We start from the raw sequence: 21,296 nt of genomic DNA, 5'->3' as shown, positions 1-21,296 counted from the left end.
GGCTGGAGCGATCATGGGCGGGACGACCTATTGCGACATCGCGCCGGGCCATCCGGAGCATGGTCCATACCACGACGAGGAGTACGGATTCCCGCACCGCGACGACAGCGTGCTGTTCGAGCGGCTGGTGCTGGAGATCAACCAGGCCGGCCTCTCCTGGCTGACGATCCTGAAGAAACGACAGGCGTTCCGAGAAGCCTTCGACGGGTTCGACATCGACCGCGTCGCCGCTTATGGCGAGGAGGACCGGCAACGGCTGCTGTCGGACGCCGGGATTATCCGGAACCGGCTGAAGGTCGACGCCGCGATCGCCAACGCCCGGACGCTGCAGGAGATCCGGGAGAGCCATGGGAGCTTCGCCCAATGGCTGGACGCGCATCACCCGCTGGAGAAGGCGGAATGGGTGCGGCTGTTCAGGAAGACCTTCCGCTTCACGGGCGGAGAGATCGTCGGCGAGTTCCTGATGAGCCTGGGTTACCTGCCGGGGGCGCACGTTCAGGACTGTCCGGCCCATGAGCGGATCGCCCGGCTGTCGCCGCCCTGGATGAAGACAGGCGGATAGCCCCGGACGCCATTAACGCACGTCCGGGGCTACTCAAGCCGCTCAGCCCAGATAGGCGAACTTCACGACGAACAGGATGGCGAGGATCACAACGGTCGGGCTCGCCTCGCGGAACCGGCCGCTCAACAGCTTGATCGCGGCATAGGCGATAAAGCCGAATGCGATGCCGTGGGCGACGGAGTAGGTGAGCGGCATGGAGATCGCCGTCACCAGCGCCGGCGCGTATTCCGTCACATCGTCCCAATCGACCTCCGCCAGGCCCCTCGCCATGAGGCAGGCGACGAAGATCAGCGCCGGCGCGGTGGCGTAACCCGGGATGCTGGTCGCCAGCGGAGCAAGGAAGATCGCCAACACGAAGAGGATCGCCACCGTAATGGCGGTCAGGCCCGTCCGCCCGCCGGCATTGGCGCCGGCGGCGCTTTCGATGTAGCTGGTCGTCGTCGAGGTTCCGAAGATCGACCCGGCGACGGTGGCAGTCGAATCCGCCATCAGTGCGCGGCCCAGGCGAGGCAGCTTGCCCTCGGAGGTCAATAGCCCGGCCCTGTGCGCCACGCCGACGAGCGTCCCGGCTGTATCGAACAGATCGACGAACAGGAATGCGAACACGATCGACAGGAGGCCGATGCTGAGCGCTCCGGATATGTCGAGTTGAAGGAAGGTCGGCGCCATGCTCGGCGGCATGTCGAAGACGCCGCCGAACTGGGAGACGCCGAGGACCATGCCGATGATCGACACGCCAAGGATCGAGATGATGATGGCTCCCGGAACGCGCCATGCGGTGAGAGCGGCGATGGCGATGAAGCCGATGACGGCCAGGATCGGCGCCGGCTGGGTCAGGTCGCCGATGGTGACAAGCGTCACCGGATGGTCGGCGATGATGCCCGCGTTGGCCAGGCCGATGATGCCGAGGAAGAGGCCGATACCGGCGGAGATCGCCATCTTCAGCGACTGCGGGATCGCGTTGATGATGGCTTCGCGGATCGGCAGGATGCTGATGACGATGAAGATGATGCCGGAGAGGAAGACCGCGCCCAGCGCGACCTGCCACGTATAGCCCATGCCCAGCACGACGCCGTAGGTGAAGTAGGCGTTGAGCCCCATGCCGGGGGCGAGCGCAATCGGATAGTTGGCGTACAGTCCCATGATCGCGGTGCCGAGCGCGGCGGCCAGGCAGGTCGCGACGAAGACCGCCCCGCGGTCCATCCCAGCCTCGCTCAGGATGCTCGGATTGACGAAGATGATGTAGGCCATGGTCAGGAACGTGGTGAGCCCCGCCAGCACCTCCGTCCTGATCGACGTGCCATGCTCCTCCAGCTTGAAATACCTTTCAAACATCCCCTTTGCCCCTCTTTGGATTTAAGGCGCGCCCCTTCGCGCGGCCGGAGTATTGCCACAGTTGCCGCGACATAGAACCGTAATTTTCCATCCGTGGCGGGAGCTTAGGGAATCGTCAAGGGAATCGAGTATGTTGGCGACGATGATCCGCGCATCGGCATATCTCCTGACGCTTTTCCTGACGCCCGGACTTTCGGCGGCGGCCGAATCGGTCGTGGTCGAGGGTGACGCGCTGCGCGTCACGATCACGGAGCGGCAATGCCAGGCACTTGTCCCCCATGTCCCCGCGCCGGATGTGGCCTACCGGCCGGGAACCGACGCCATGGGACGGCCGGTCGCGCCCGCCGACCTGCCCGGCGGATCGCGGATCACGCTTCCCGACAGCTTCGACATCCCGATCACGGTAGACCTTGCCGACCGGTACGGCATCCCGGCCGATCCCGCGCTTTTCGACGGCGAGGTGAGGGTCGGCATAGTGACGCTCGAGGACAACCGTCTCTATTTCAACGGCCAGCCGCTGACGCCGGAGGACGAGCAGGTCGTCGCCGCTGCCTGCCGGGGCGTCCGGTAGGGTTTCAGAGATTTGTACGAGCCTCGCAGGCGCTCAAACCCAGCATCAGATCGCCGGAGCCTTCGTCACGCCGCAGGAGATGGGTGCATTCCGCCGTGGCTTCGATCCGCGCGGGTTCGGCCGAGGATTGCTCCGCATCTTCTCCGCCGGTCATGGCGAACCTTCCGCTCTCCGTGAACCGGGTCGTCGCCGTCGCGGCGTTCGGCCCGATCGGATGGACATCCAGAACCTCGACCGTCAGCTCGTAATCCTGCATCGCATCGTCGGGCATCCGGGACATCATGCCCAGCACGATATGGCCGAACCGGACCATGTCCTGCTTGTCCAGCGATGTGACGGAGAAAGCCTTGCGCTCCTCCCCCACATAGAGTTCCTGGCTCATGGCGAAGGTCGCCTCGTCCGCGATCCTGCTTTCCGTCCAGTCGAGCAGGGTTTCATAGTCGCCCGACCGCACCGCCTGCGTGACGTCCTGTCCCATGATTTCGAAGAAGCCCCTGACCTCGTCTGCTGAGAGAGCTTCCTGAGCCTGGGCCGGGGCATGTCCTGTTGCGGTGAGAAAGCCGGCCACCGCCAAGCCCAACCATATGCTCCTTTCGCCAATCGCCATGTCTTGTCCTTCCTTCGCTTCGGTGTCGGATAAGCACAACCAGTCGTTGCGCATCCTTTGCCGAAGCAACAGCCGACATCCGTCATGGTTCCGATCGGACTGCGCGCGCCCGTGGACAGGGGCGGGCGCATTCCCTAAAGTCGCGCCGCTTTCGAAACAGCCCTGTCGGGACCCGTCACCCCATGCGTCTTTCCCGCTATCTCCTGCCCACGCTGAAGGAAAATCCCAGCGAGGCGCAGATCGTGTCGCACCGGCTGATGCTGCGCGCCGGCATGATCCGCCAGACCAGCGCCGGTATCTATGCCTGGCTGCCGCTGGGTTTCCGCGTCCTGAAGAAGATCGAGCAAATCGTCCGGGAAGAGCAGGACCGGTTCGGTTGCCAGGAACTGCTGATGCCGACGATCCAGCCGGCCGACCTGTGGCGGGAGAGCGGGCGCTATGACGATTACGGCAAGGAAATGCTGCGCATCCGCGACCGGCATGAGCGGGACATGCTCTACGGCCCGACCAACGAGGAGATGATCACCGACATCTTCCGGTCGTCGATCCGCAGCTACAAGGACCTGCCGCAGCTTCTCTACCATATCCAGTGGAAGTTCCGGGACGAGGTGCGGCCCCGCTTCGGCGTGATGCGCGGGCGGGAATTCCTGATGAAGGACGCCTACAGCTTCGACATTTCGCCCGAGGCGGCGCGGCAATCCTACTACCGGTTCTTCGTCTGCTACCTGTCCACCTTCGCCCGGATGGGGCTGAAGGCGATCCCGGTGAAGGCGGATACCGGGCCGATCGGCGGCGATCTCAGCCACGAATTCCAGATCCTGGCCAATACCGGCGAGAGCGAACTGCACATCGACAGGGCGTTGCTGGAACTGGACATGGAGGACGCGCCGGGGCCGGACGGCGACCTGGAGAGCTTCGTTGAGCGCGTGACCGGGCTCTATGCCGCCGCCGACGAAATGCATGTCGCCGCGGACTGCCCTGTGCCGGCGGAGAAGCTGGAGACGCGCCGGGGGATCGAGGTCGGCCATATCTTCTATTTCGGCACCAAATATTCCGCCTCCATGGGCGCGACGGTCACGACCCCGGAAGGCAATCAGGTGCCGGTGGAGATGGGGTCCTACGGCATCGGCGTCTCCCGCCTCGCCGGTGCGATCATCGAGGCGAGCCACGACGATGCCGGCATTATCTGGCCGGACAGCGTCGCGCCCTTCGGCGTCGGGCTGATCAACCTGAAGAGCGGCGACGAAGCCTGCGACAAGGCCTGTGAGGACATCATGGGCAGGCTGGAGGCGGCCGGGATCGAGACGCTTTACGACGATCGCGAGGAGCGGGCGGGCGCCAAGTTTGCGTCGATGGATCTGATCGGCCTGCCCTGGCAACTCATCGTCGGCCCGCGCGGACTGCAGAACGGCGTGGTGGAGCTGAAGCGGCGCGCGACGGGCGAGCGGCAGGAACTGTCCCTGGAAGCCGCGCTGGCGAAGCTGGCGGGGTAGGGTAGATAGGGTAGGGCCGGCCCTTAGATTCGCCACAAAAGCCCGCTTCCTTGCGCGCGGACGGATAGGAAAGGTCCCGGATGTTCAACGCCTTTGAGAGGTTGGTCGCGTTCCGATACCTCCGCGCGCGCCGTAAGGAAGGATTCATCTCGGTCATCGCGGGCTTTTCCCTGCTGGGGATCGCGCTGGGGGTGGCGACGCTGATCATCGTGATGGCGGTGATGAACGGCTTCCGCCAGGAGCTGGTGGAACGGGTGCTGGGCCTCAACGGGCATCTCAGCGCCTATGGGTTGAACGGCCCGCTGACCGAATATGACGAGTTCACCGAGCGGCTGCGCGAACTGGACCTGGTGCTGGACGCCATGCCGGTGATCGAAGGCCAGGCGCTGGTGACCCATGGCGGCAGCGCCAGCGGCGCGGCCATTCGCGGCGTCAGGCCCGAGGATTTCCTGCGCCGGCCGTCCATCGCGGACAATCTGGAGATAGAGAATCCCGGCGACTTCTCCGGCCCCGTGATCGCGGTCGGCCAGCGCATGGCCGAGCGGTTCGGCCTGACGCTGGGGGACAGCCTGACGCTGACGGCCCCACAGGGCAGCGCCACGGCCTTCGGCACCATGCCCCGATCCCGCGCCTATGAGATAGCGGCGATCTTCGAGGTCGGCATGTACGAATACGACAACAGCTTCGTCTATATGCCGTTGGAGGCCGCCCAGATCTTTCTCCAGATGCAGGGCGCGGCCACCAACATCGACATCTTCGTGGAGAATCCGGGCGAACTGGACGCTGCGCGCGCACAGCTTCAGCCGATCGTAGCGGGCCGGGCGCGGCTGTGGGACTGGCAGCAGGCGAATTCCAGCTTCTTCAACGCGCTGGAGGTCGAACGAAACGTCATGTTCCTGATCCTGACGCTGATCATCCTGGTCGCCGCCTTCAACATCATCTCCGGCCTCGTCATGCTGGTGAAGGACAAGGGGCGGGACATCGCGATCCTGCGCACGATGGGCGCGACGCGGGGCATGGTCACGCGGATATTCTTCCTGACCGGCGCGTCGATCGGTCTGGTGGGCACGCTTCTCGGCCTCGGGCTCGGCGTCGCCTTCGCGGATAATATCGAGGTTATCCGCCAGGGGCTCCAGTCCCTGACCGGCACCGAGTTGTTCAGCGCGGAAATCTACTTCCTGAGCCAGCTTCCGGCCGAGATCGACTGGATGGAGGTGGTGACAGTGGTCGCGATGGCGCTGGGCCTCTCCTTCGCCGCGTCGATCTATCCGGCATGGCGGGCGGCGCGCCTCGATCCCGTGGAGGCCCTGCGCTATGAGTGAGCCCATCCTCACCCTCAAGGACATCACCCGCCAGTTCGACGAGGCGGGACACAAGCTGGACGTTTTGCGCGGCGCGTCGCTGTCCATAGAGCCGGGAGAGCTGGTCGCGCTGGTCGGCCCCTCCGGGTCGGGCAAATCGACGCTGCTGCACATCGCCGGCCTTCTGGAGCGGGCGACCGGTGGGGAGATCACGGTCGACGGCACGCGCTGCGACACGCTGGGCGACCGGGAGCGGACGGCGCTGCGCCGGACGGCCATCGGCTTCGTCTATCAGTTCCACCATCTGCTGCCGGAGTTCAGCGCGCAGGAGAACATCATCCTGCCGCAGATGATCGACGGCGTATCGCGGTCGAAGGCGAAGGAGCGGGCGCGCGATCTGCTGGCCAAGGTCGGGCTGGCCGACCGCGCCACCCATCGTCCGGGCCAGCTTTCCGGCGGCGAGCAGCAGCGGGTGGCGATCGCCCGCGCATTGGCCAACCAGCCCAGGATCCTGCTGGCCGACGAACCGACGGGAAATCTGGACGAGCACACGGCGGAGGATGTCTTCGCGCTGCTGAAGGGGCTGGTCCACGAAACCGGAACCGGCGCCCTGATCGCCACCCATAACCTGGATCTGGCGGACCAGATGGACAGAGTCCTGGAGATGCGGGACGGGCATCTGACGGCGCTCCGGAAGGCCGCCTGACCTTTGGTGATTTTCATCCCCATGTTCCACATCGCGTTCCCGATAAGTTCATGATGACGGGTCCGTCGGCGGCTGCGATGTTGCCGCCATGCCGAACGCCGATTTCATCCATCTTCGCGTCCATTCCGCCTATTCGCTGTCCGAAGGGGCGCTGAAGGTCAAGGAGTTGGTCAAGCTCTGTGTCGAACAGGGCATGCCGGCGGTAGCGGTCACCGACAGCAGCAACCTGTTCGGCGCGCTGGAATTCTCCCTGGCGGCGGCCGATGCCGGAATCCAGCCGATCACCGGCACGGTGCTCAACGTCGCGCGGCCCGATATCGCCGGCGGTGCCGGGCGCAACGGCCAGAAACCGAAGCCCGACCAGATCGTCCTGCTGGCCCAGGACGAGGCGGGCTACACCAACCTGATGGCGCTGCTCAGCCATGCCTATCTGGAGACAGAGCCGGGCGAGGAGCCGCATGTCGGCTGGGAAGCGCTGGAGCGGCACGCCACGGGGTTGATCGCGCTTTCCGGCGGTCCCGGCGGCACGGTCGGCCGGCTGCTGGCGGAGGGGCACGCGGACCAGGCCGAGGCGACCCTGCTGACGCTCCGCGACATCTATCCCGGACGTCTCTATGTCGAGCTGATGCGCCATGGCGATCCGGTCGAGGACAGGATAGAGCCGGCGCTGGTCGACCTTGCCTATAAGCATGATCTGCCGCTCGTCGCGACCAACGACGTCTATTTCGCGCACCGCAAGATGTTCGAGGCGCATGACGCGCTGCTGTGCATCGCCGACGGCACCTATGTCGTCGAGAGCGACCGGCGTCGCGTCACGGTGGAGCACCATTTCAAATCGGCGGAGGAGATGGCGGCGCTGTTCTCCGACCTGCCGGAAGCGGTGCTGAACACGGCGGTGATCGCCCGGCGTTGCCATGTGATGCCGGAGAAGCGGGCCCCGATCCTGCCGGCCTTTCCGACGGTCGCCGGACGGACCGAGGCGGACGAGCTGCGCGCCCAGGCCCATGACGGGCTGGGGCGGCGGCTGGAGGTTCATGTCTTCCGACCGGAGATGGACCAGGCGACGCGGGAGGCGGAGGCCAAGCCCTATCGGGAGCGGCTGGATTACGAGTTGGGCGTCATCGAGCAGATGGGGTTTCCGGGATACTTCCTGATCGTCGCCGACTTCATCAAATGGGCGAAGGAGCAGGGGATCCCGGTCGGCCCCGGCCGCGGATCGGGCGCCGGATCGGTGGTCGCCTGGGCGCTGACCATCACGGATCTCAACCCGCTGCGCTTCGGCCTGCTGTTCGAGCGGTTCCTGAACCCCGAGCGCGTGTCGATGCCGGATTTCGACATCGATTTCTGCCAGGACCGGCGCGACCGGGTGATCGACTACGTCCAGCAGAAATATGGCGGCGACCGCGTCGCCCAGATCATCACCTTCGGTAAACTCCAGGCCCGCGCCGTGCTGCGCGATGTCGGCCGCGTCCTCCAGATGCCCTACGGGCAGGTCGACCGCCTCTGCAAGATGGTGCCGAACAACCCGGCCAATCCGGTCACGCTGCAGCAGGCGATCGACGGCGATCCGCAGCTTCGGGAGATGCGCGACAGCGACGAGACGGTGCGCCATCTGATCGACACCGCGCTGAAGCTGGAAGGTCTCTACCGCCACGCCTCCACCCATGCGGCGGGCGTCGTCATCGGCGACCGGCCGCTGTCTGAGCTTGTGGCGCTCTATCGGGATCCGCGCTCGCCGATGCCGGTCACGCAGTTCAACATGAAATATGTCGAACAGGCGGGGCTGGTGAAGTTCGACTTCCTGGGGCTGAAGACCCTGACGGTGCTGGCCCGCGCGGTCGATCTGATCCGGCAGGATCATCCGGATTTCGACCTGGAGACGATCCCGCTGGATGACAGGCCCAGCTACGAGATGCTGGGGCGGGGCGAGACGGTCGGCGTGTTCCAGCTGGAAAGTTCCGGCATGCGGGACGTGCTGCGCCAGATGAAGCCCAACCGGTTCGAGGACATCATCGCACTGGTCGCGCTCTACCGTCCGGGCCCGATGGACAACATCCCGACCTATATCGAGGTCAAGAACGGGAAGAAGGATCCCGACTACCTGCACCCGACGCTCCAGCCGATCCTGGAGGAGACGTTCGGGATCATGATCTATCAGGAGCAGGTGATGCAGGTCGCCCAGGTCCTGGCGGGCTTCTCCCTGGGCGGCGCCGACCTTCTGCGCCGGGCGATGGGCAAGAAGATCAAGTCGGAGATGGACGCCCAGAAGAAGATCTTCGTGGAGGGCGCGGTAGCGCGGGGAGTCAAGGAAGCCCAGGCCGCGTCGATCTTCGACCAGGTAGAGAAGTTCGCCGGCTATGGCTTCAACAAGAGCCACGCCGCCGCATACGCGCTGGTCGCCTACCAGACGGCCTATCTGAAGGCCAACCATCCGGTGGAGTTCATGGCCGCGTCGATGACGCTCGATCTGGGCAACACCGACAAGCTGAACGTTTTCCGGCAGGAGCTGGACCGGTTGTCTGTGCCGCTGCTGATCCCCGACGTCAACCGGTCGGACGCCGTGTTCGGGGTGGAGAAGCAGGCCGAAGGCAAGGCGATCCGCTACGCGCTGGGCGCGGTCAAGGGAGTCGGCAGCGAGGCGATGGCGGCCCTTGTCCGGGAGAGGACGGCCAACGGCCCCTATGCCGATGCGTTCGATTTCGCCAGGCGGCTCGATTCGAAGGTCGTGAACAAGCGGCAGCTTGAGAATCTCATCAGGGCGGGCGCGTTCGATTCCCTGAACGACAACCGGGCCTATCTGCATGGCGGCGTGGATGTGCTGGTGCGCTATGCCCAGGCGACGGCGGAGGAGAAGAACAGCGGCCAGGACAGCCTGTTCGGCGGTTCCGGCGTGGCGCTGAGCGCACCCAAACTGCCGGCGCGGGCCGACTGGGACCAGATGCAGCGGCTGGACGAGGAGTTCGGCGCGATCGGCTTCTATCTTTCCGCCCATCCGCTGGACACGATGAACACGGCGCGGGTCGGCGCGACGCCGTCCAACGAGATGTTCCGCCGGCTGCGCGCCCGCATGTCCACCAAGTTCAAGGTTGCGGGCATCGTGCTGTCGAAGCGCGAGATGACGACGAAGACCGGCAACCGGATGGCCTTCATCCAGCTTTCCGACACGGGCGGCGTGTTCGAGGTCACCTTCTTCAGCGAGACGATGGGGCGGCTGCGCGAACTGCTGGAGGAGGCCGTGCCGCTTCTGGTGTCGATCGAGGCGCAGGCCAAGGACGATGACTGGCGGCTGACCGCGACGGCGGTCGAAGCGCTGGACAACGCCATCGCGAATGCCGGCGTCCATCTGAAGGTGTTCGTCAACGACAATGAGGCGGCGCCGACGCTGCGGGCGACGCTCGACCGGGAAGGGAAGGGCAAGGGTCGCATCAGCATCTTCGTTCCGGTGGACCCGGTCCGGGAGGTGGAGATCGCGCTGCCGGAGCGATATGCCGTCACGGCGCGGGGACGCGCGGCGCTGAAGGCCATCCCGGGCGTGATCGACGTTCAAGAGATCTGACGGGGAGGCGGAAGACGATGCTTGCGGGGCTGCTGGCGCTGGTCGCCGCATCGGCATTCGCCGGCGCGGCCATCTACATCAACATCGCGGAGCAGCCGGCGCGCCTGACGCTGGAGCCCGCCCCGATGCTCCGGCAATGGAAGCTGAGCTACAAGCGCGGTTTCGCGATGCAGGCGACATTGGCGATGGCGGCGGCGGTATTGGGCGCGGCGACGTGGGTCACCACGGGGGATTGGGGCTGGCTGGTCGGCGCGGGTTTCAGCCTGGCAAACTGGCCCTATACGCTGCTGGTCGTTATGCCGGTCAACCGCCGGCTGCTGGATATCCGTCCGGAAGACATCGCCCGGAACCCGCGCGAGGACATGATCCTCTGGAGCCGCCTGCATGCCGTGCGCGGCGCGCTGGGGGCCGCCGCCGCCGGAGCGTTCCTGTGGATGATGGTCTGAGAGCTACAGCCGGTCCATGACGAACCGCGCGCGCTCCTCCACGGAGGCGCGGGGCAGTTCCACGAGGTCGTAGCCGTAGGAAGCATAGGTCTCGACCATCGCGCGGCAGGTCCGTTCCGCTTCCTCGAAATCCTGCTTCCGTTCGGTATCCTGCTCGAAGATCTCCGGCCAGGGCGGGGCGAGGAAGATTCGGCGGTTGTAGCCGAACATCCGCGCGGCCTTGTCGACATGCGCCGGTACGGGAAGGCCCGTCAGGCGCAGATAGCCCACGATGTCCGGCACGCCGCGATCGAAGATGACGGGGCCGTCATGGGCGCGGGCGATGTGGTGGGACCGCATCTCCCAGCACAGCATCAGCTCAGCATAGGCGGCCGGATCGCGCCAGGGCAGGGCGGTCCCGCCCACCGCCATCTGGTCATGGATGACCCCGCGTCCGGCTTCGATCGACCGGGCGAATCCCTTATGTTCCAGCGCGTCGATGAGGGTCGATTTGCCGGAGCCGGGACCGCCGGTGACGATGTGGAAGTTCGGGGTGGAGTGGTGCATCGCTGATTTCCTGGTGATGTTGGGGTTTGGCCGGCGGCGATGTCGTGGCTATCATCGCGGCTTCCTGTTCCGAGCCAAGGAGTCCCGGATGTCTGACCTTTCGGCCTTCCCGATCGCCAGCCGCTGGCCGGCGGCGCATCCCGATCGCATTCAGCTCTATTCCTTCCCGACGCCGAACGGCGTGAAGGTTTCCATCGCGCTGGAGGAGATGGGGCTGGCTTACGAGCCGCACGCAGTCGATATCGGCAAGGACGAGACCTGGACGCCGGAGTTCCTGTCGCTGAATCCGAACGGGAAGATTCCGGCGATCATCGATCCGGACGGGCCGGGTGGCAATCCGATCGGCCTGTTCGAATCAGGCGCGATCCTGCTCTATCTGGCGGAGAAGTCGGGGAAGTTGCTGCCGGCCGACGCCGCGCAACGGTACGAGACCATCCAGTGGGTGTTCTTCCAGATGGCCGCAATCGGCCCCATGTTCGGCCAGGTCGGCTATTTCCACAAGTTCGCCGGCCGGGAGATCGAGGACAAGCGGCCCCTCAACCGCTACCGCGACGAATCCAAACGCCTCCTCGGCGTGCTGGAGACGCGCCTGGACGGGCGGCAATGGATCATGGGCGACGAGTACACGATCGCGGATGTCTCAACGTTGGGCTGGGTGCGGAACCTGGTCGGCTTCTACGACGCCGGGGAACTGGTGGACTATGACAGGCTGAAGCATGTGCCGGCCTGGCTGGAGCGCGGCCTCGCCCGTCCGGCCGTCCAGCGCGGGCTGGAGATACCGAAGCGACCTTAGGAGCCGGACTCTCTACCGGTCCAGCCATCCAGCCGGGCCAGTATCGCGGCGCTGTCGCCCGACAGATGGAGGGTCTTGAGCCGGGATTTCCCGCCAGACCGGATGGCGATATCGGATTTGCGCAGGCCCAGCGCCTTCGACAGGAAAGCGATCAGCGCCTTGTTGGCCGCGCCGTCGACCGGCGGGGCGGCGAGGCGCAATTGCAGGGCCGGACGGCCGTCGGGACCGGCGACAATTCCGTCCAGCCCGTCGCGCGACGCCCGTGGCGTCAGCCGGACGGCGAGCCGCACGCCGTCGCCATCGGGACCATAGGGTTTGCCCGCTTCGTAATCCATGACGGAACTCCTGCCCATGAAAGCGCGGTGCGAAGGAATAAACCTCGTTTCGATATCCGTCACGAATCTGGACCGGACCGGCCGGCCATGATGATCGCCGAAAAGCCGGACCCGAGAAATTGACAGGGTAGGGGGTTGCAACACATCCCGACATGTAACATGTAAAGTTACATGAAACGAGACAGCAAGCTATCGGGCGTCCTGCACGTCCTTCTCCACATGCTGGGCGCGGATGCGCCGGCGACCTCCGAGCAACTGGCGAGGATGATGGGCACGAACCCCGTCGTCGTCCGCCGCGTCATGGCGGGGCTTCGGGAGAAGGGGTTCGTCACCTCCGCCAAGGGGCATGGTGGCGGCTGGACCGTCGCCTGCGATCCCGACGCGGTCACGCTGGCGGACATCTATGAGGCTGTCGGAGAGCCGGCGCTTTTCGCGCTGGGCCATCGCACGGAGATGCCGGGCTGCCTGGTCGAACAATCGGTCAACCACGCGCTGGACGACGCCTTCCGTGAGGCGGAGGCGGTGTTCCAGGCGCATCTGAAGGCGGTGACGCTCGCCGCCCTGTCCCGTGATTTCAACCGCCGGCTCGCGGCGGGCGGCCAGACGCTGGAGGATCAGACACATGCGGTATGACGCCATCATCATCGGCGGCGGGTATGCCGGCCTTTCGGCCGCCATGCAGCTCGCGCGCGGCACCCGGTCGGTCTGCGTGATCGACACCGGCGCGCCGCGAAACCGTTTCGCCGCCGCCTCCCATGGCTTCTTCGGGCAGGACGGCATGCCGCCGCGCGAGATGATCGCCGGCGCCCGCGCCAAGCTGGCCGCCTATCCGAACGTGCGGTTCGTCGACGCCGAAGCTTCGGCCGCCGAGGCGGAGGAGGCCGGGTTCACGATCACGCTGGCCGGGGAGGGGGAGGAGCGCCTCTCCGCGCGGAAGATGGTGCTGGCCTTCGGCATCGAGGACGGGCTGCCCGACATTCCCGGCGTCCGGGAACGCTGGGGAGAGACGGTGCTGCATTGCCCCTATTGCCACGGCTATGAATTCCTGGGGCGGCCGCTCGGCGTGCTGAGCCTCATGCCGCTATCGGCCCATCAGGCGGCGCTGATCCCCGATTGGGGGCCGACCACCTTCTTCCTGAATGGCGGCGAACTGCCGGACGAGGAAACTCGCGCCCGCCTCGCCGCCCGCAAGGTGACGATCGAACCCGCGCCGGTCGCGGGGCTGGAAGGGGAGGCGCCGCACCTCGCCGGAATCCGGCTCGCCGACGGGCGGCTGGTGGAACTTGCCGCCCTCTATCTCGCGCCCAGCACCAGCCTCCGCAGCCCGATCGCAGGCCAGCTCGGCTGCGCGCTGGAGGACGGTCCGTTCGGCCCGATCATCCGCACCGACGCCATGAAGATGACGAGCGTTCCCGGCCTCTATGCGGCCGGCGACATCGCCAGCGCCCGCCACAACGCCACCTTCGCCTCCGCCGACGGCGTGATGGCCGGCGCCTCGGTGCATCACGCGCTGATCTTCGGGGCGGCGGCGTAACGCGAATGGCGGTGACTGGATGACAGACGACGAGCCTCACGCTTGACATGGCGGGGGCCGTCCTCGAATGTGAAAAACCGCTGAAATCGACGTGCTGAGAGAGGTTCATTCTGCGTCAGTCCCGCCTCCATAGCGGCCTTGCGCAGGTCTTCCTGGCGCTGTTCGCGCTGTTGGCGACGCTTGCGCCGACCTTCGACGCGCCTCGCTCCGGCAACGGGTTCGAGAAATACATCTCGGCGCCCGCCGATCCGCGGAGTGACGCCGCGGACACCGGCAGCGCCACGCTCAGCGTTGCCGAAGAACTCGAGGAAGAAGCAGAAGCAGACCAGGAAGAAGCCACCTTCCTCGACCTTGCGACGCTCCATTGCGCCCAGGATGCCGGATATCAGGCGACCGATGTCTGGCCTTCCTTTTTCCCTCACCTCTCCGCGCATCCCTGCACAGGTCCTCCGATCCTCTGAAGCGATGGCGGCCGGACGCGCCTTAGGGCGCGCCCAAGTCGCCTTGCCCGCGATAACCCGCGCCTCCCGTGGCCATCAAGAGCCGCGCGCTGGCCGGGACGTCGCGCATGCCGCCCACGCGGTACGCCTTCGGAGTAAGTTTCAATGGAAAGTCTCGGTCCCGAGCTTCTCAAGCTCGCGCAGATCATTTGGATCAACATCATCCTTTCCGGCGACAATGCCGTCGTCATCGCCATGGCCTGCCGCGGACTGCCGGCCAGCAAACAGCGCCCCGGCATGGTGCTCGGCGCCCTTGTCGCGGTCGTTCTGCGCATCGTCTTCACGATCGTCGTCGTCACGCTTCTCTCGACGCCCTTCCTGAAGATCGTCGGCGGCTGTCTGCTCCTGTGGATCGCGGTCAAGCTGGTGCTCGGTGAGGACGAGGCAGGCGGCGGCGTGGTGCAGCAGACAGGGCAGCTCTGGCACGCGATCCGCACCGTCGCGATCGCCGATGCGGTGATGAGCCTCGACAATGTCCTGGCCATCGCCGCCGTGGCGCAGGGTTCCACCACGCTGCTCATCGTCGGCCTCGTCATCTCGGTGCCGCTCATCATCGCCGGCTCGGCGATCATCATGGCGCTGCTTGGCCGCCTGCCGATCCTGGTCTGGGGCGGAGCCGCGCTGCTCGGCTGGGTCGCCGCCGAGATGGTGGTTTCCGACCCGTGGCTGGTCAGCACCTTCGGGCAGGAGCTTATCCATCGCATCGAGCTTCCCGTCGCCGCGGTGGGCGCGGTCTTCGTCGTGGCGCTCGGCTATTTCCTCAGCCGTCGCGCCGCCAGGCATAAAACCCAGGAACAGGAGGCCTGACCATGCGGAACTTCATTATTCCAGGCTGGATCTGGATCAATTTCATACTCCTCGTCGCGGCGGCAATCTTCGTCAGGGTGAAACTGGCTGCTGCGGAGAAGACCGGACGGCGGGTGCCGGAGTCGAGTTGAATATTACGGCAATATGCCGTATATGGACGACAAGGAGTCAGCCATGCCCAAAGCCCTTGCGGATAACAGCACCGCCCGTCTTGAAGCGCGCATTCCGGCTCGGGTTTATGAGCAGATGCAGCGTGCGGCGCGGCTGCGCGGCATGACCCTGACCGGCTATATCGTCGCCACTGCGGGTGAGGACGCCCGGCGCGTTGTCGAAGACGCCGAAATCATGCGTCTGGCGCGCGCCGACCAAATCCGCTTCGCTCAGGCGCTGATCGAACCGCCCGCGCCGAATGCGCGATTGGCGCGGGCCGCGAAGCGGCACGCCGACCTTGTCGAACGGCGGTGAGCGTCCGCTTCGTCATCGAGCCGCTGGAAAAGAAACACAAGCGGGCGGATTTTTTCTGCGGAAATGAGCGAATCGACCGCTATTTCAGGGAAACCGTCTCGCAGGACGTGAAGCGCAAATATGCGACCTGCTTCGTCGCGCGAGAGATATCCACGGATCGCGTTGCGGGCTTCTACACGCTTTCGTCCAGCACCGTGCCATTGAATGACGTGCCCAAAACCCTGGCGAAGAAGCTGCCTCGTTATCCTTCCGTCCCGGCCGTCCTGATCGGATGGCTCGGCCGGCACACCGACTATGCCGGTCAGGGTCTTGGGGATGCCTTGTTGTTCGATGCGATCAGGACGGTGGCGACATCGCCTATCGGCGCACACGCCATCTTTGCCGACGCCATCGATGACGCCGCCGCCGCCTTCTATGAAGCGTTCGGCTTTGTGCCCCTGACCGAGCGCCCCCGCACGCTCTACCTGCCGGTGGCGACTGCGATGAGCTTGTTATCGGTATGAGCGCGCCAGACCCTGCTGGCTGAAGTATCCTGAGAAGGCCGGACAATACCGAAAATGGCGGGCCGAAGCCGATGAAACAGAGAACTACGTCTACGCTATAGCCCTCCAAAATTGATGGATGAGCGGATGGCGGGAATGGGGTGGAAAGCGGTCGTAACGATAGACAGTCATTAGAGGCAGCTAAGCGCCAGTTCTGGTCATTGGTACCCCGCCAACACTCGGACATTCGATCACCGGCATGATTGCTTGGCCGGGTGCTTCCAAAACCGCCCTAGGCAGGTGGCGGCGCATATAGCGCGGCTCGAATCGTGGGATGGTTGAAACTGAATTGGCGATGGCGCCGTCAGGATGGGTATGATACCCATTCTAAATGTCGCTGGTCCAAGCATCCGACGCCGCACGCCTGTCAGGCTTGACGCCCCACCAACTTCGCGAGTGGTGTGGGCGACGCGCCGTGGTGACTGCGGACGTGCCGCCGGCAGGGCGCGGACATTTGGCGCTCTTTTCCTGGCAAACCATTTTGGCACTGCGCGTCCTCAACGAGGTTCACCAGCGCTATGGCGTCGAGGTCAGCGGCTGGCGCCTGGCCATTGCGCAATTGCAGACGCTCTTGAAGGGGCGCTCGTTCCCCTCCCTATGGGGCGCGGTCGCGGTGTTTCCCAACGCTCAGGAGGCGTTGCTGAAACTGGACGGGGAAATCTACGCCAAGGACGCCTGTTTGACCGTCGGCCTGCGTCGGCACTTGGAGGCCCTGGCCACGCCCAGCCAACTGCTAGTCGAAGCACAACTGCCGTTGTTTCCCGCGGTGGCGGTGCGCCGATGACCGGGTTTGGCCTCGCCTTCGACTGGAGCCAGCGCTTCGGCCTAGCGCTCGCGCCGCTCTTTGAAGGCCATGACGCCGCCCCCTTGCCTGGCGATCACCACGTCCTGCTGGACGGCGGGTTTGGCACCTTCGCGCTTTCGACCTCGACGGAGGATCTGTGGCGGCACAACGATCCGGCCGGATGGGCTTGGTCGAGCGATATTCCCCACCACGTCACCGTCACCGACGACAAGGTGGCGATGCTACGGTGGGATGCGCCCCACGAGCCCCGAGTTTATGAGCGAGGCGGCGTCGAGCGCAGCCTCGACCGGTTCTATGCCTATCTCAACAAAGATCGTCTGCGCTCCAATCGCGGCGTGGTCGATCATCTGCTCAACTATTTCCGGCGCATTCGCTCGCTAAGCCACAACGCGGGCCTGCCGGACGCGCGCACGACCGACATTTATCTCGCTGCCCTGGCGCGGCTGATCGCGCCGCAGCACTATCAAGTCGATCCGGCGGCCCTAGGTCTGGCCGAGGACGGTCCTGAGCTTTGTACGCGACTGGCGGCTCACGGCCTGGACGCAGCGGGGGCCGAGGTCGCTGCGGCGCCGGGCGGTCTGTCGTTCCTGCGGCTGCACCCGGCCTTGGCTATCCGCCATGCCGGCGGCCAGCTTTTCCAGGAGGCGCATTTCGAACTGCTGCGCGTCTCGCCGAATTTCGACCTGTTTGGCCTGATCGATGCGCCCGAGACTCGCGTGGACAATCGCGGCGGCACCCATTTCACGCCGCCAGCCCTAGCCCGCAGCATTGTCGAGCAGGTGCTGGCCGCCATTCCTGATCTGGCCAGTCGCCAAGCGCTGACGCTGTGTGATCCGGCCTGCGGCTCGGGGGCGTTCTTGCACGAAGCGCTGCGCGCGCTGCGCCGCGCGGGATTCAACGGCAGACTGAAACTGGTGGGACTGGACATTTCCGCCGCCGCCATCGCTATGGCTCGTTTTGTCTTGCGGTTGTCTCTGCGAGACTGGTCGCCCAGCGGTGGGGTCGAACTTGAGCTGACCCTCGGCGACTCGCTGGGCGATGCAGGAATGCCGGCCTGCGACGTCATCGTCATGAACCCGCCATTCATCGCCTTCGGAGCTCAGAGCGCTGAGCAGCGCCAGCAACTGCGCGACGCCACCGACGCCAGCGCGGCGCGAGGTGACTATAGTATGGCATTCGTGGCGCGTGGCCTCCAAGCGCTCAACCCCGGCGGGGTTCTCGGTTCGCTGTTTCCGGCCAGCCTCCTGTCTTTGAAGGCCGCGGCGAGCTGGCGCGAGAGACTGGCGTCCGAAGGCGATGTGCGCATGCTCGCCTCGATCGGCGATTTCGGCCTGTTCTCGCACGCCATGGTCCAGGTCGCCTGCGCGGTAGTGCGCAAGGGCCGGCCGCAGGCTCCCTCGACTTTGACCGCCATCCTGACGGAGAACGACGCGGCCGCCACCGGCGAGGCCCTGCGCCAGATCCGCAAGCTCAACGGCGCTGCGCCGACGGCTCCGATCATCGAAAGCAATTGGAGCCTGTTTCCGATCCTGTCGGACTCGCTGACCGGACGGCCGACCTGGCGGCTGCCGACGCCGGCCACCGAGCGGCTCCTGACCGATCTGAGTGAACTGTCCTTGCCCAGCGTGCAGGATCTCTTCGAAGTTTCTCAGGGCATTCAGACCGGGCTCAACGATATCCTGCTGCTGACCGACGAGGAGTGGCGCGCCCTGCCGGCGAAAGAGAGAAAGGCCTTCCGCATCGCGACCATGACCGACTCCATTCAAAATGGCCGGGTTGTGAAGCCGTACTATGTGTTCTTCCCCCATACGGCCGCGGGACCGCTGTTCGCGGATGAAGCGGCGGTCGCCGAAGCCGTACCCAGTTACTTCAAAACAATGCTCTCGCCGGCTCGTGAGCGCTTGGCGAGCCGCGCGACTATCTTGCAGTCCAAACGCGCTGATTGGTGGGGACTGATGCGATCGCGATCTTGGGCCTATAACGAGGGCCCCCGGATTATCAGCAAGTTCTTCTCCGCCGAAGGCGGCTTCGTGGGCGATTACAAAGCTGACTATGTCGCGGTGATGGGACACGTCTGGACGCCGAAAGCGGCGCTGATCGAGGCGGATGATGAGGCTCTGCCCTTGGCTGACCTTCTCGCCGCCTATGTGGCGATGTTTAATTCATCGCCGTTTGCCAAGCTGCTCAGTCTCTACGCCCCACATGTCGCCGGCGGTCAGTTTGACCTCAGCGCCCGTCACGTCAATCCCATGCCTCTGCCCGATTTGCGAGCGCTCAGTATTGACCCGCGCGCCGGCCGCCGGGTGAGCGAACTGGCGATGCTTGGTAAGGCTGTCGATGTGACCGATCCGTCTTGGCGCAGCCGAACGGCTCAGACTGTGGCGGAGATGTATGGCGCGCCCAGCCTCGCAATCGCTTAGCCCGCAGCCGGAGCTTCGGGCCACCAAGGGCGCGCTCGACCAACGATGGATCGAGCTCAAAGGCCTGATCGTCGCAGCTCTCGAGCTTGACCCGCGACAACTGCGGGTGGACGCAGACTACCAGTCCGATCGCGTATGGGCCGGCTTGCGGGGTGCGGCGTGCGAACGCGTCACCCGCGATCAAGGCGGCGCAAGCTGGGTGGCGCCGCTATGCGAGATGCCGAGCAATCTGTTCGCCTGGCTGGGCTGGCAGGAAGCCTGGGAACTGACGACGGGGCAACGACCCTACAGGTTCAAGAATATGGGCCTGACCGTCTATCTTGGAAAACGTCACGAGGCAATCAAGCCTCAGTTTCTCCGACTGGAATGGCCCGGCATCACAAAGTGGGAGGGGCCGGAGGTTTCGTTTCAAAGCCCAGGCGCGGGTCATCCCCATTGGCAGATTGATTTAATGCGTAGTCTGGCTCAAGACCATCCGGCCGATTTCCAACCCGAGCCGGTGGAGATAGTTGAAGATTTCGAGACCGCGCTACAGGAGCCAACGGTCGATGATCTGGTTCGGCGGCTCTCGGTCGAGCGCATGCATTTGGCGAGCGCAGCACCTTGGTGGCTTCCCACGCCGTCGGGCGATGTCGGTCGCCACATGAACGCGCCGAGCGATCTTCTGGCGCTAAGCCGGTGGCTCAACCACAGCCTTCTTTATCTGCGACAGGAACTCGCACGGTGCGTGGTACATGCCTAGCCGCGCGCTGCGCCTGCTCTAAGGCAACGCCACTGAAGCGGACGTCCACAGTGTCGGCAATGGGTCAAAAGCAGTCCTCCGGAGCGACGCAGGAGCGGCGGCAATGGGGTCGATACCGACCGTTGTTGATCCCCAAGAAATATCGGGCTGTAGCGTAGAATCGGCGGTATTTGGCGGAGGGAGTGGGATTCGAACCCACGGTGGGCTATCAACCCACAACAGTTTTCAAGACTGCCGCCTTAAACCGCTCGGCCATCCCTCCGCTGCCGGGGGAGATTTCTAGCCGCTGAGCCGGGGCGCGGCAACATCGATGGTCGGGGCGCGCGGGCGGAGGTCCCCCGTCTCAAGGCGCTCGCCAGCGGGCGGGGGTTCTTGTATCACGCGGCCCATGTTCGTCTTCTCCAAATTCTTCTGGGCGGTTGCGCAGCCGGGGAACCTGCTGCTGCTGTTGCTCATCGCCGGGTGCCTTCTGGCACTGGCAGGGCGCAGGCGGTTCGGCGGGGCGCTGATCGGGGGCTCCGTCGTTGCACTGACAATCGTCGCCGTGCTGCCGGTCGGGGCCTGGCTGCTGGCGCCGCTGGAGAACCGGTTCCCCCAGCCGGCGGTGCTGCCGCCGGCGGGCGAGGTGGACGGGGTGATCGTGCTGGGCGGCTTCGTCGATCCGATTCTGGCCGCCGAGCGGGACGCGCCGGCCCTGAAGGCGTCGGCGGAGCGGCTGACCGGCTTCGCCGAACTGGTCCGCCGCTATCCCGATGCCGTCCACATCTTCACCGGCGGCAGCGGCGCCGTCTTCGGGCAGGAGATGAAGGAAGCCGATGTCGTCCGCGCGCTGATGCCGAGCGTCGGAATCGCGCCCGAAAGCATCCTGTGGGAGAGGGCGTCCCGGAACACCTATGAAAACGCGGTGCTGTCGGCGGCGCTGGCAGAGGTGTCAGCCGGGCAAACGTGGATATTGGTGACCTCTGCCGCCCATATGCCGCGATCGGTCGGCGTGTTCCGGCAGGCGGGGTGGCCGGTGATCGCCTATCCGGTGGACTATCAGACCGGGCCGGATATCCCGCCGGTCCCGACCTTCGACCTGGAGGCGGGGCTGATCGCGCTGAACGGCGCGGCGCGGGAATGGCTGGGCCTTGCCGCCTACTGGCTGATGGGCCGCACCGGCGCGCTGTTTCCCGCGCCCGAATCCCCGAGCCCGCGATTGATGTGACGGCGAAGCTGTGGCACAAGATG

23 protein-coding genes and 1 tRNA gene are annotated in these 21,296 nt (G+C 65.4%); 18 read left to right on the top strand and 6 right to left on the bottom strand.

Translation table 11 applies throughout. From position 1 onward, the window contains the following. Nucleotides 1–13: 13 nt before the first annotated feature. Complete coding sequence (locus AAFN89_RS01210) at nucleotides 14–562, top strand: DNA-3-methyladenine glycosylase I (RefSeq protein ID WP_347535060.1); 549 nt, start codon at nucleotides 14–16, stop codon at nucleotides 560–562. Nucleotides 563–604: 42 nt separating this feature from the next. On the opposite strand, the gene AAFN89_RS01205 is transcribed toward AAFN89_RS01210, so the two are convergent. Further along, entirely contained in the window at nucleotides 605–1,897 is a 1,293-nt protein-coding gene (locus AAFN89_RS01205; protein ID WP_347535058.1) for an NCS2 family permease, read from the bottom strand. Nucleotides 1,898–2,027: 130 nt separating this feature from the next. Here AAFN89_RS01205 and AAFN89_RS01200 point away from each other — a divergent pair, with 130 nt between their 5' ends. After that, nucleotides 2,028–2,468, top strand: coding sequence for a hypothetical protein (locus tag AAFN89_RS01200; RefSeq protein WP_347535056.1), 441 nt, complete (start codon nucleotides 2,028–2,030; stop codon nucleotides 2,466–2,468). A gap of 4 nt (nucleotides 2,469–2,472) precedes the next feature. Here AAFN89_RS01200 and AAFN89_RS01195 read toward each other — a convergent pair whose 3' ends face one another. Beyond that, complete coding sequence (locus AAFN89_RS01195; RefSeq protein WP_347535054.1) at nucleotides 2,473–2,946, bottom strand: hypothetical protein; 474 nt, start codon at nucleotides 2,944–2,946, stop codon at nucleotides 2,473–2,475. A 311-nt stretch (nucleotides 2,947–3,257) separates the two neighbouring features. Here AAFN89_RS01195 and proS point away from each other — a divergent pair, with 311 nt between their 5' ends. The 5 genes from proS to AAFN89_RS01170 all read left to right on the top strand — a co-directional run bounded on the left by proS (nucleotide 3,258) and on the right by AAFN89_RS01170 (nucleotide 10,577). Beyond that, nucleotides 3,258–4,568, top strand: coding sequence for a proline--tRNA ligase (gene proS, locus AAFN89_RS01190; RefSeq protein ID WP_347535052.1), 1,311 nt, complete (start codon nucleotides 3,258–3,260; stop codon nucleotides 4,566–4,568). 80 nt (nucleotides 4,569–4,648) lie between these two features. Next, nucleotides 4,649–5,890, top strand: coding sequence for a lipoprotein-releasing ABC transporter permease subunit (locus AAFN89_RS01185; RefSeq protein ID WP_347535050.1), 1,242 nt, complete (start codon nucleotides 4,649–4,651; stop codon nucleotides 5,888–5,890). Beyond that, nucleotides 5,883–6,575 carry an ABC transporter ATP-binding protein gene (locus AAFN89_RS01180; RefSeq protein WP_347535048.1) on the top strand — a complete coding sequence of 231 codons (693 nt, stop codon included), beginning with the start codon at nucleotides 5,883–5,885 and terminating at the stop codon, nucleotides 6,573–6,575. The genes AAFN89_RS01185 and AAFN89_RS01180 overlap by 8 nt, the downstream gene beginning before the upstream one ends. Nucleotides 6,576–6,663: 88 nt before the next feature. Beyond that, the gene (dnaE, locus tag AAFN89_RS01175) at nucleotides 6,664–10,131 is read left to right on the top strand and encodes a DNA polymerase III subunit alpha (protein WP_347535046.1); all 3,468 of its coding nucleotides are present in this window, start codon (nucleotides 6,664–6,666) and stop codon (nucleotides 10,129–10,131) included. A gap of 17 nt (nucleotides 10,132–10,148) precedes the next feature. Beyond that, nucleotides 10,149–10,577 (top strand): DUF1772 domain-containing protein, encoded by a 429-nt coding sequence (locus AAFN89_RS01170; RefSeq protein WP_347535044.1) that lies wholly within the window; start codon nucleotides 10,149–10,151, stop codon nucleotides 10,575–10,577. Nucleotides 10,578–10,580: 3 nt separating this feature from the next. Here AAFN89_RS01170 and AAFN89_RS01165 read toward each other — a convergent pair whose 3' ends face one another. Continuing rightward, entirely contained in the window at nucleotides 10,581–11,123 is a 543-nt protein-coding gene (locus AAFN89_RS01165) for an AAA family ATPase (RefSeq protein ID WP_347535042.1), read from the bottom strand. Nucleotides 11,124–11,211: 88 nt separating this feature from the next. Here AAFN89_RS01165 and AAFN89_RS01160 point away from each other — a divergent pair, with 88 nt between their 5' ends. Beyond that, nucleotides 11,212–11,916, top strand: a complete 705-nt coding sequence (locus AAFN89_RS01160) for a glutathione S-transferase N-terminal domain-containing protein (RefSeq protein ID WP_347535040.1) — start codon at nucleotides 11,212–11,214, stop codon at nucleotides 11,914–11,916. Here AAFN89_RS01160 and AAFN89_RS01155 read toward each other — a convergent pair. Beyond that, the gene (locus tag AAFN89_RS01155) at nucleotides 11,913–12,251 is read right to left on the bottom strand and encodes a DUF167 domain-containing protein (RefSeq protein WP_347535038.1); all 339 of its coding nucleotides are present in this window, start codon (nucleotides 12,249–12,251) and stop codon (nucleotides 11,913–11,915) included. The two genes, AAFN89_RS01160 and AAFN89_RS01155, sit on opposite strands and share 4 nt — an antisense overlap. Before the next feature lie 171 nt (nucleotides 12,252–12,422). Between AAFN89_RS01155 and AAFN89_RS01150 the strand changes: the two genes are divergently transcribed. Further along, on the top strand, nucleotides 12,423–12,884 hold the full coding sequence (locus AAFN89_RS01150; protein WP_347535036.1) for an Rrf2 family transcriptional regulator: 462 nt from the start codon (nucleotides 12,423–12,425) through the stop codon (nucleotides 12,882–12,884). Then, entirely contained in the window at nucleotides 12,874–13,785 is a 912-nt protein-coding gene (locus AAFN89_RS01145) for an NAD(P)/FAD-dependent oxidoreductase (RefSeq protein ID WP_347535034.1), read from the top strand. The genes AAFN89_RS01150 and AAFN89_RS01145 overlap by 11 nt, the downstream gene beginning before the upstream one ends. Here the strand turns inward: AAFN89_RS01145 and AAFN89_RS01140 are convergent. Further along, nucleotides 13,755–14,219 (bottom strand): hypothetical protein, encoded by a 465-nt coding sequence (locus AAFN89_RS01140; protein ID WP_347535032.1) that lies wholly within the window; start codon nucleotides 14,217–14,219, stop codon nucleotides 13,755–13,757. The genes AAFN89_RS01145 and AAFN89_RS01140 overlap by 31 nt on opposite strands. 171 nt (nucleotides 14,220–14,390) lie before the next feature. Between AAFN89_RS01140 and AAFN89_RS01135 the strand changes: the two genes are divergently transcribed. From AAFN89_RS01135 to AAFN89_RS01105, 7 genes are all read left to right on the top strand, one after another. Beyond that, nucleotides 14,391–15,092, top strand: a complete 702-nt coding sequence (locus tag AAFN89_RS01135) for a TerC family protein (RefSeq protein WP_347535030.1) — start codon at nucleotides 14,391–14,393, stop codon at nucleotides 15,090–15,092. Between the two features lie 2 nt (nucleotides 15,093–15,094). After that, a complete protein-coding gene (locus AAFN89_RS01130) occupies nucleotides 15,095–15,223 on the top strand; it encodes a hypothetical protein (RefSeq protein ID WP_347535028.1) in 129 nt (42 codons plus the stop codon). A gap of 43 nt (nucleotides 15,224–15,266) precedes the next feature. Next, a complete protein-coding gene (locus tag AAFN89_RS01125) occupies nucleotides 15,267–15,557 on the top strand; it encodes a DUF1778 domain-containing protein (RefSeq protein WP_347535027.1) in 291 nt (96 codons plus the stop codon). Then, complete coding sequence (locus AAFN89_RS01120) at nucleotides 15,554–16,060, top strand: GNAT family N-acetyltransferase (protein ID WP_347535025.1); 507 nt, start codon at nucleotides 15,554–15,556, stop codon at nucleotides 16,058–16,060. The genes AAFN89_RS01125 and AAFN89_RS01120 overlap by 4 nt, the downstream gene beginning before the upstream one ends. Before the next feature lie 370 nt (nucleotides 16,061–16,430). Continuing rightward, nucleotides 16,431–16,883, top strand: coding sequence for a hypothetical protein (locus tag AAFN89_RS01115; protein ID WP_347535023.1), 453 nt, complete (start codon nucleotides 16,431–16,433; stop codon nucleotides 16,881–16,883). Continuing rightward, nucleotides 16,880–19,324, top strand: a complete 2,445-nt coding sequence (locus AAFN89_RS01110; RefSeq protein WP_347535021.1) for an N-6 DNA methylase — start codon at nucleotides 16,880–16,882, stop codon at nucleotides 19,322–19,324. Before AAFN89_RS01115 ends, AAFN89_RS01110 begins: the two co-directional genes overlap by 4 nt. Beyond that, complete coding sequence (locus AAFN89_RS01105) at nucleotides 19,296–20,066, top strand: hypothetical protein (RefSeq protein ID WP_347535019.1); 771 nt, start codon at nucleotides 19,296–19,298, stop codon at nucleotides 20,064–20,066. The genes AAFN89_RS01110 and AAFN89_RS01105 overlap by 29 nt, the downstream gene beginning before the upstream one ends. Nucleotides 20,067–20,237: 171 nt before the next feature. On the opposite strand, the gene AAFN89_RS01100 is transcribed toward AAFN89_RS01105, so the two are convergent. Further along, a tRNA-Ser gene (locus AAFN89_RS01100) sits at nucleotides 20,238–20,328 on the bottom strand. Nucleotides 20,329–20,454: 126 nt separating this feature from the next. On the opposite strand from AAFN89_RS01100, the gene AAFN89_RS01095 reads away from it, so the two are divergent. Next, entirely contained in the window at nucleotides 20,455–21,273 is an 819-nt protein-coding gene (locus tag AAFN89_RS01095; RefSeq protein WP_347535017.1) for a YdcF family protein, read from the top strand. Nucleotides 21,274–21,296 lie beyond the last annotated feature (23 nt).

Source organism: Inquilinus sp. CAU 1745, assembly GCF_039839375.1.
Lineage (GTDB): Bacteria > Pseudomonadota > Alphaproteobacteria > DSM-16000 > Inquilinaceae > JBDOQU01.
This window is presented reverse-complemented; position numbering and strand designations above follow the sequence as displayed.

Excerpts from the sequence above, each read along its gene's own strand:
- AAFN89_RS01165 (WP_347535042.1), bottom strand. The coding sequence starts at position 11,123 with ATGCACCACTCCACCCCGAACTTCCACATCGTCACCGGCGGTCCCGGC.
- AAFN89_RS01195 (WP_347535054.1), bottom strand. The coding sequence starts at position 2,946 with ATGGGACAGGACGTCACGCAGGCGGTGCGGTCGGGCGACTATGAAACC.
- AAFN89_RS01210 (WP_347535060.1), top strand. The coding sequence starts at position 14 with ATGGGCGGGACGACCTATTGCGACATCGCGCCGGGCCATCCGGAGCAT.
- AAFN89_RS01170 (WP_347535044.1), top strand. The coding sequence starts at position 10,149 with ATGCTTGCGGGGCTGCTGGCGCTGGTCGCCGCATCGGCATTCGCCGGC.
- proS (WP_347535052.1), top strand. The coding sequence starts at position 3,258 with ATGCGTCTTTCCCGCTATCTCCTGCCCACGCTGAAGGAAAATCCCAGC.
- AAFN89_RS01115 (WP_347535023.1), top strand. The coding sequence starts at position 16,431 with ATGTCGCTGGTCCAAGCATCCGACGCCGCACGCCTGTCAGGCTTGACG.
- AAFN89_RS01200 (WP_347535056.1), top strand. The coding sequence starts at position 2,028 with ATGTTGGCGACGATGATCCGCGCATCGGCATATCTCCTGACGCTTTTC.
- dnaE (WP_347535046.1), top strand. The coding sequence starts at position 6,664 with ATGCCGAACGCCGATTTCATCCATCTTCGCGTCCATTCCGCCTATTCG.
- AAFN89_RS01185 (WP_347535050.1), top strand. The coding sequence starts at position 4,649 with ATGTTCAACGCCTTTGAGAGGTTGGTCGCGTTCCGATACCTCCGCGCG.
- AAFN89_RS01105 (WP_347535019.1), top strand. The coding sequence starts at position 19,296 with ATGGCGCGCCCAGCCTCGCAATCGCTTAGCCCGCAGCCGGAGCTTCGG.
- AAFN89_RS01135 (WP_347535030.1), top strand. The coding sequence starts at position 14,391 with ATGGAAAGTCTCGGTCCCGAGCTTCTCAAGCTCGCGCAGATCATTTGG.
- AAFN89_RS01180 (WP_347535048.1), top strand. The coding sequence starts at position 5,883 with ATGAGTGAGCCCATCCTCACCCTCAAGGACATCACCCGCCAGTTCGAC.
- AAFN89_RS01130 (WP_347535028.1), top strand. The coding sequence starts at position 15,095 with ATGCGGAACTTCATTATTCCAGGCTGGATCTGGATCAATTTCATACTC.
- AAFN89_RS01205 (WP_347535058.1), bottom strand. The coding sequence starts at position 1,897 with ATGTTTGAAAGGTATTTCAAGCTGGAGGAGCATGGCACGTCGATCAGG.
- AAFN89_RS01140 (WP_347535032.1), bottom strand. The coding sequence starts at position 14,219 with ATGCGCGGAGAGGTGAGGGAAAAAGGAAGGCCAGACATCGGTCGCCTG.
- AAFN89_RS01155 (WP_347535038.1), bottom strand. The coding sequence starts at position 12,251 with ATGGATTACGAAGCGGGCAAACCCTATGGTCCCGATGGCGACGGCGTG.
- AAFN89_RS01110 (WP_347535021.1), top strand. The coding sequence starts at position 16,880 with ATGACCGGGTTTGGCCTCGCCTTCGACTGGAGCCAGCGCTTCGGCCTA.
- AAFN89_RS01095 (WP_347535017.1), top strand. The coding sequence starts at position 20,455 with ATGTTCGTCTTCTCCAAATTCTTCTGGGCGGTTGCGCAGCCGGGGAAC.
- AAFN89_RS01150 (WP_347535036.1), top strand. The coding sequence starts at position 12,423 with ATGAAACGAGACAGCAAGCTATCGGGCGTCCTGCACGTCCTTCTCCAC.
- AAFN89_RS01145 (WP_347535034.1), top strand. The coding sequence starts at position 12,874 with ATGCGGTATGACGCCATCATCATCGGCGGCGGGTATGCCGGCCTTTCG.
- AAFN89_RS01125 (WP_347535027.1), top strand. The coding sequence starts at position 15,267 with ATGCCCAAAGCCCTTGCGGATAACAGCACCGCCCGTCTTGAAGCGCGC.
- AAFN89_RS01160 (WP_347535040.1), top strand. The coding sequence starts at position 11,212 with ATGTCTGACCTTTCGGCCTTCCCGATCGCCAGCCGCTGGCCGGCGGCG.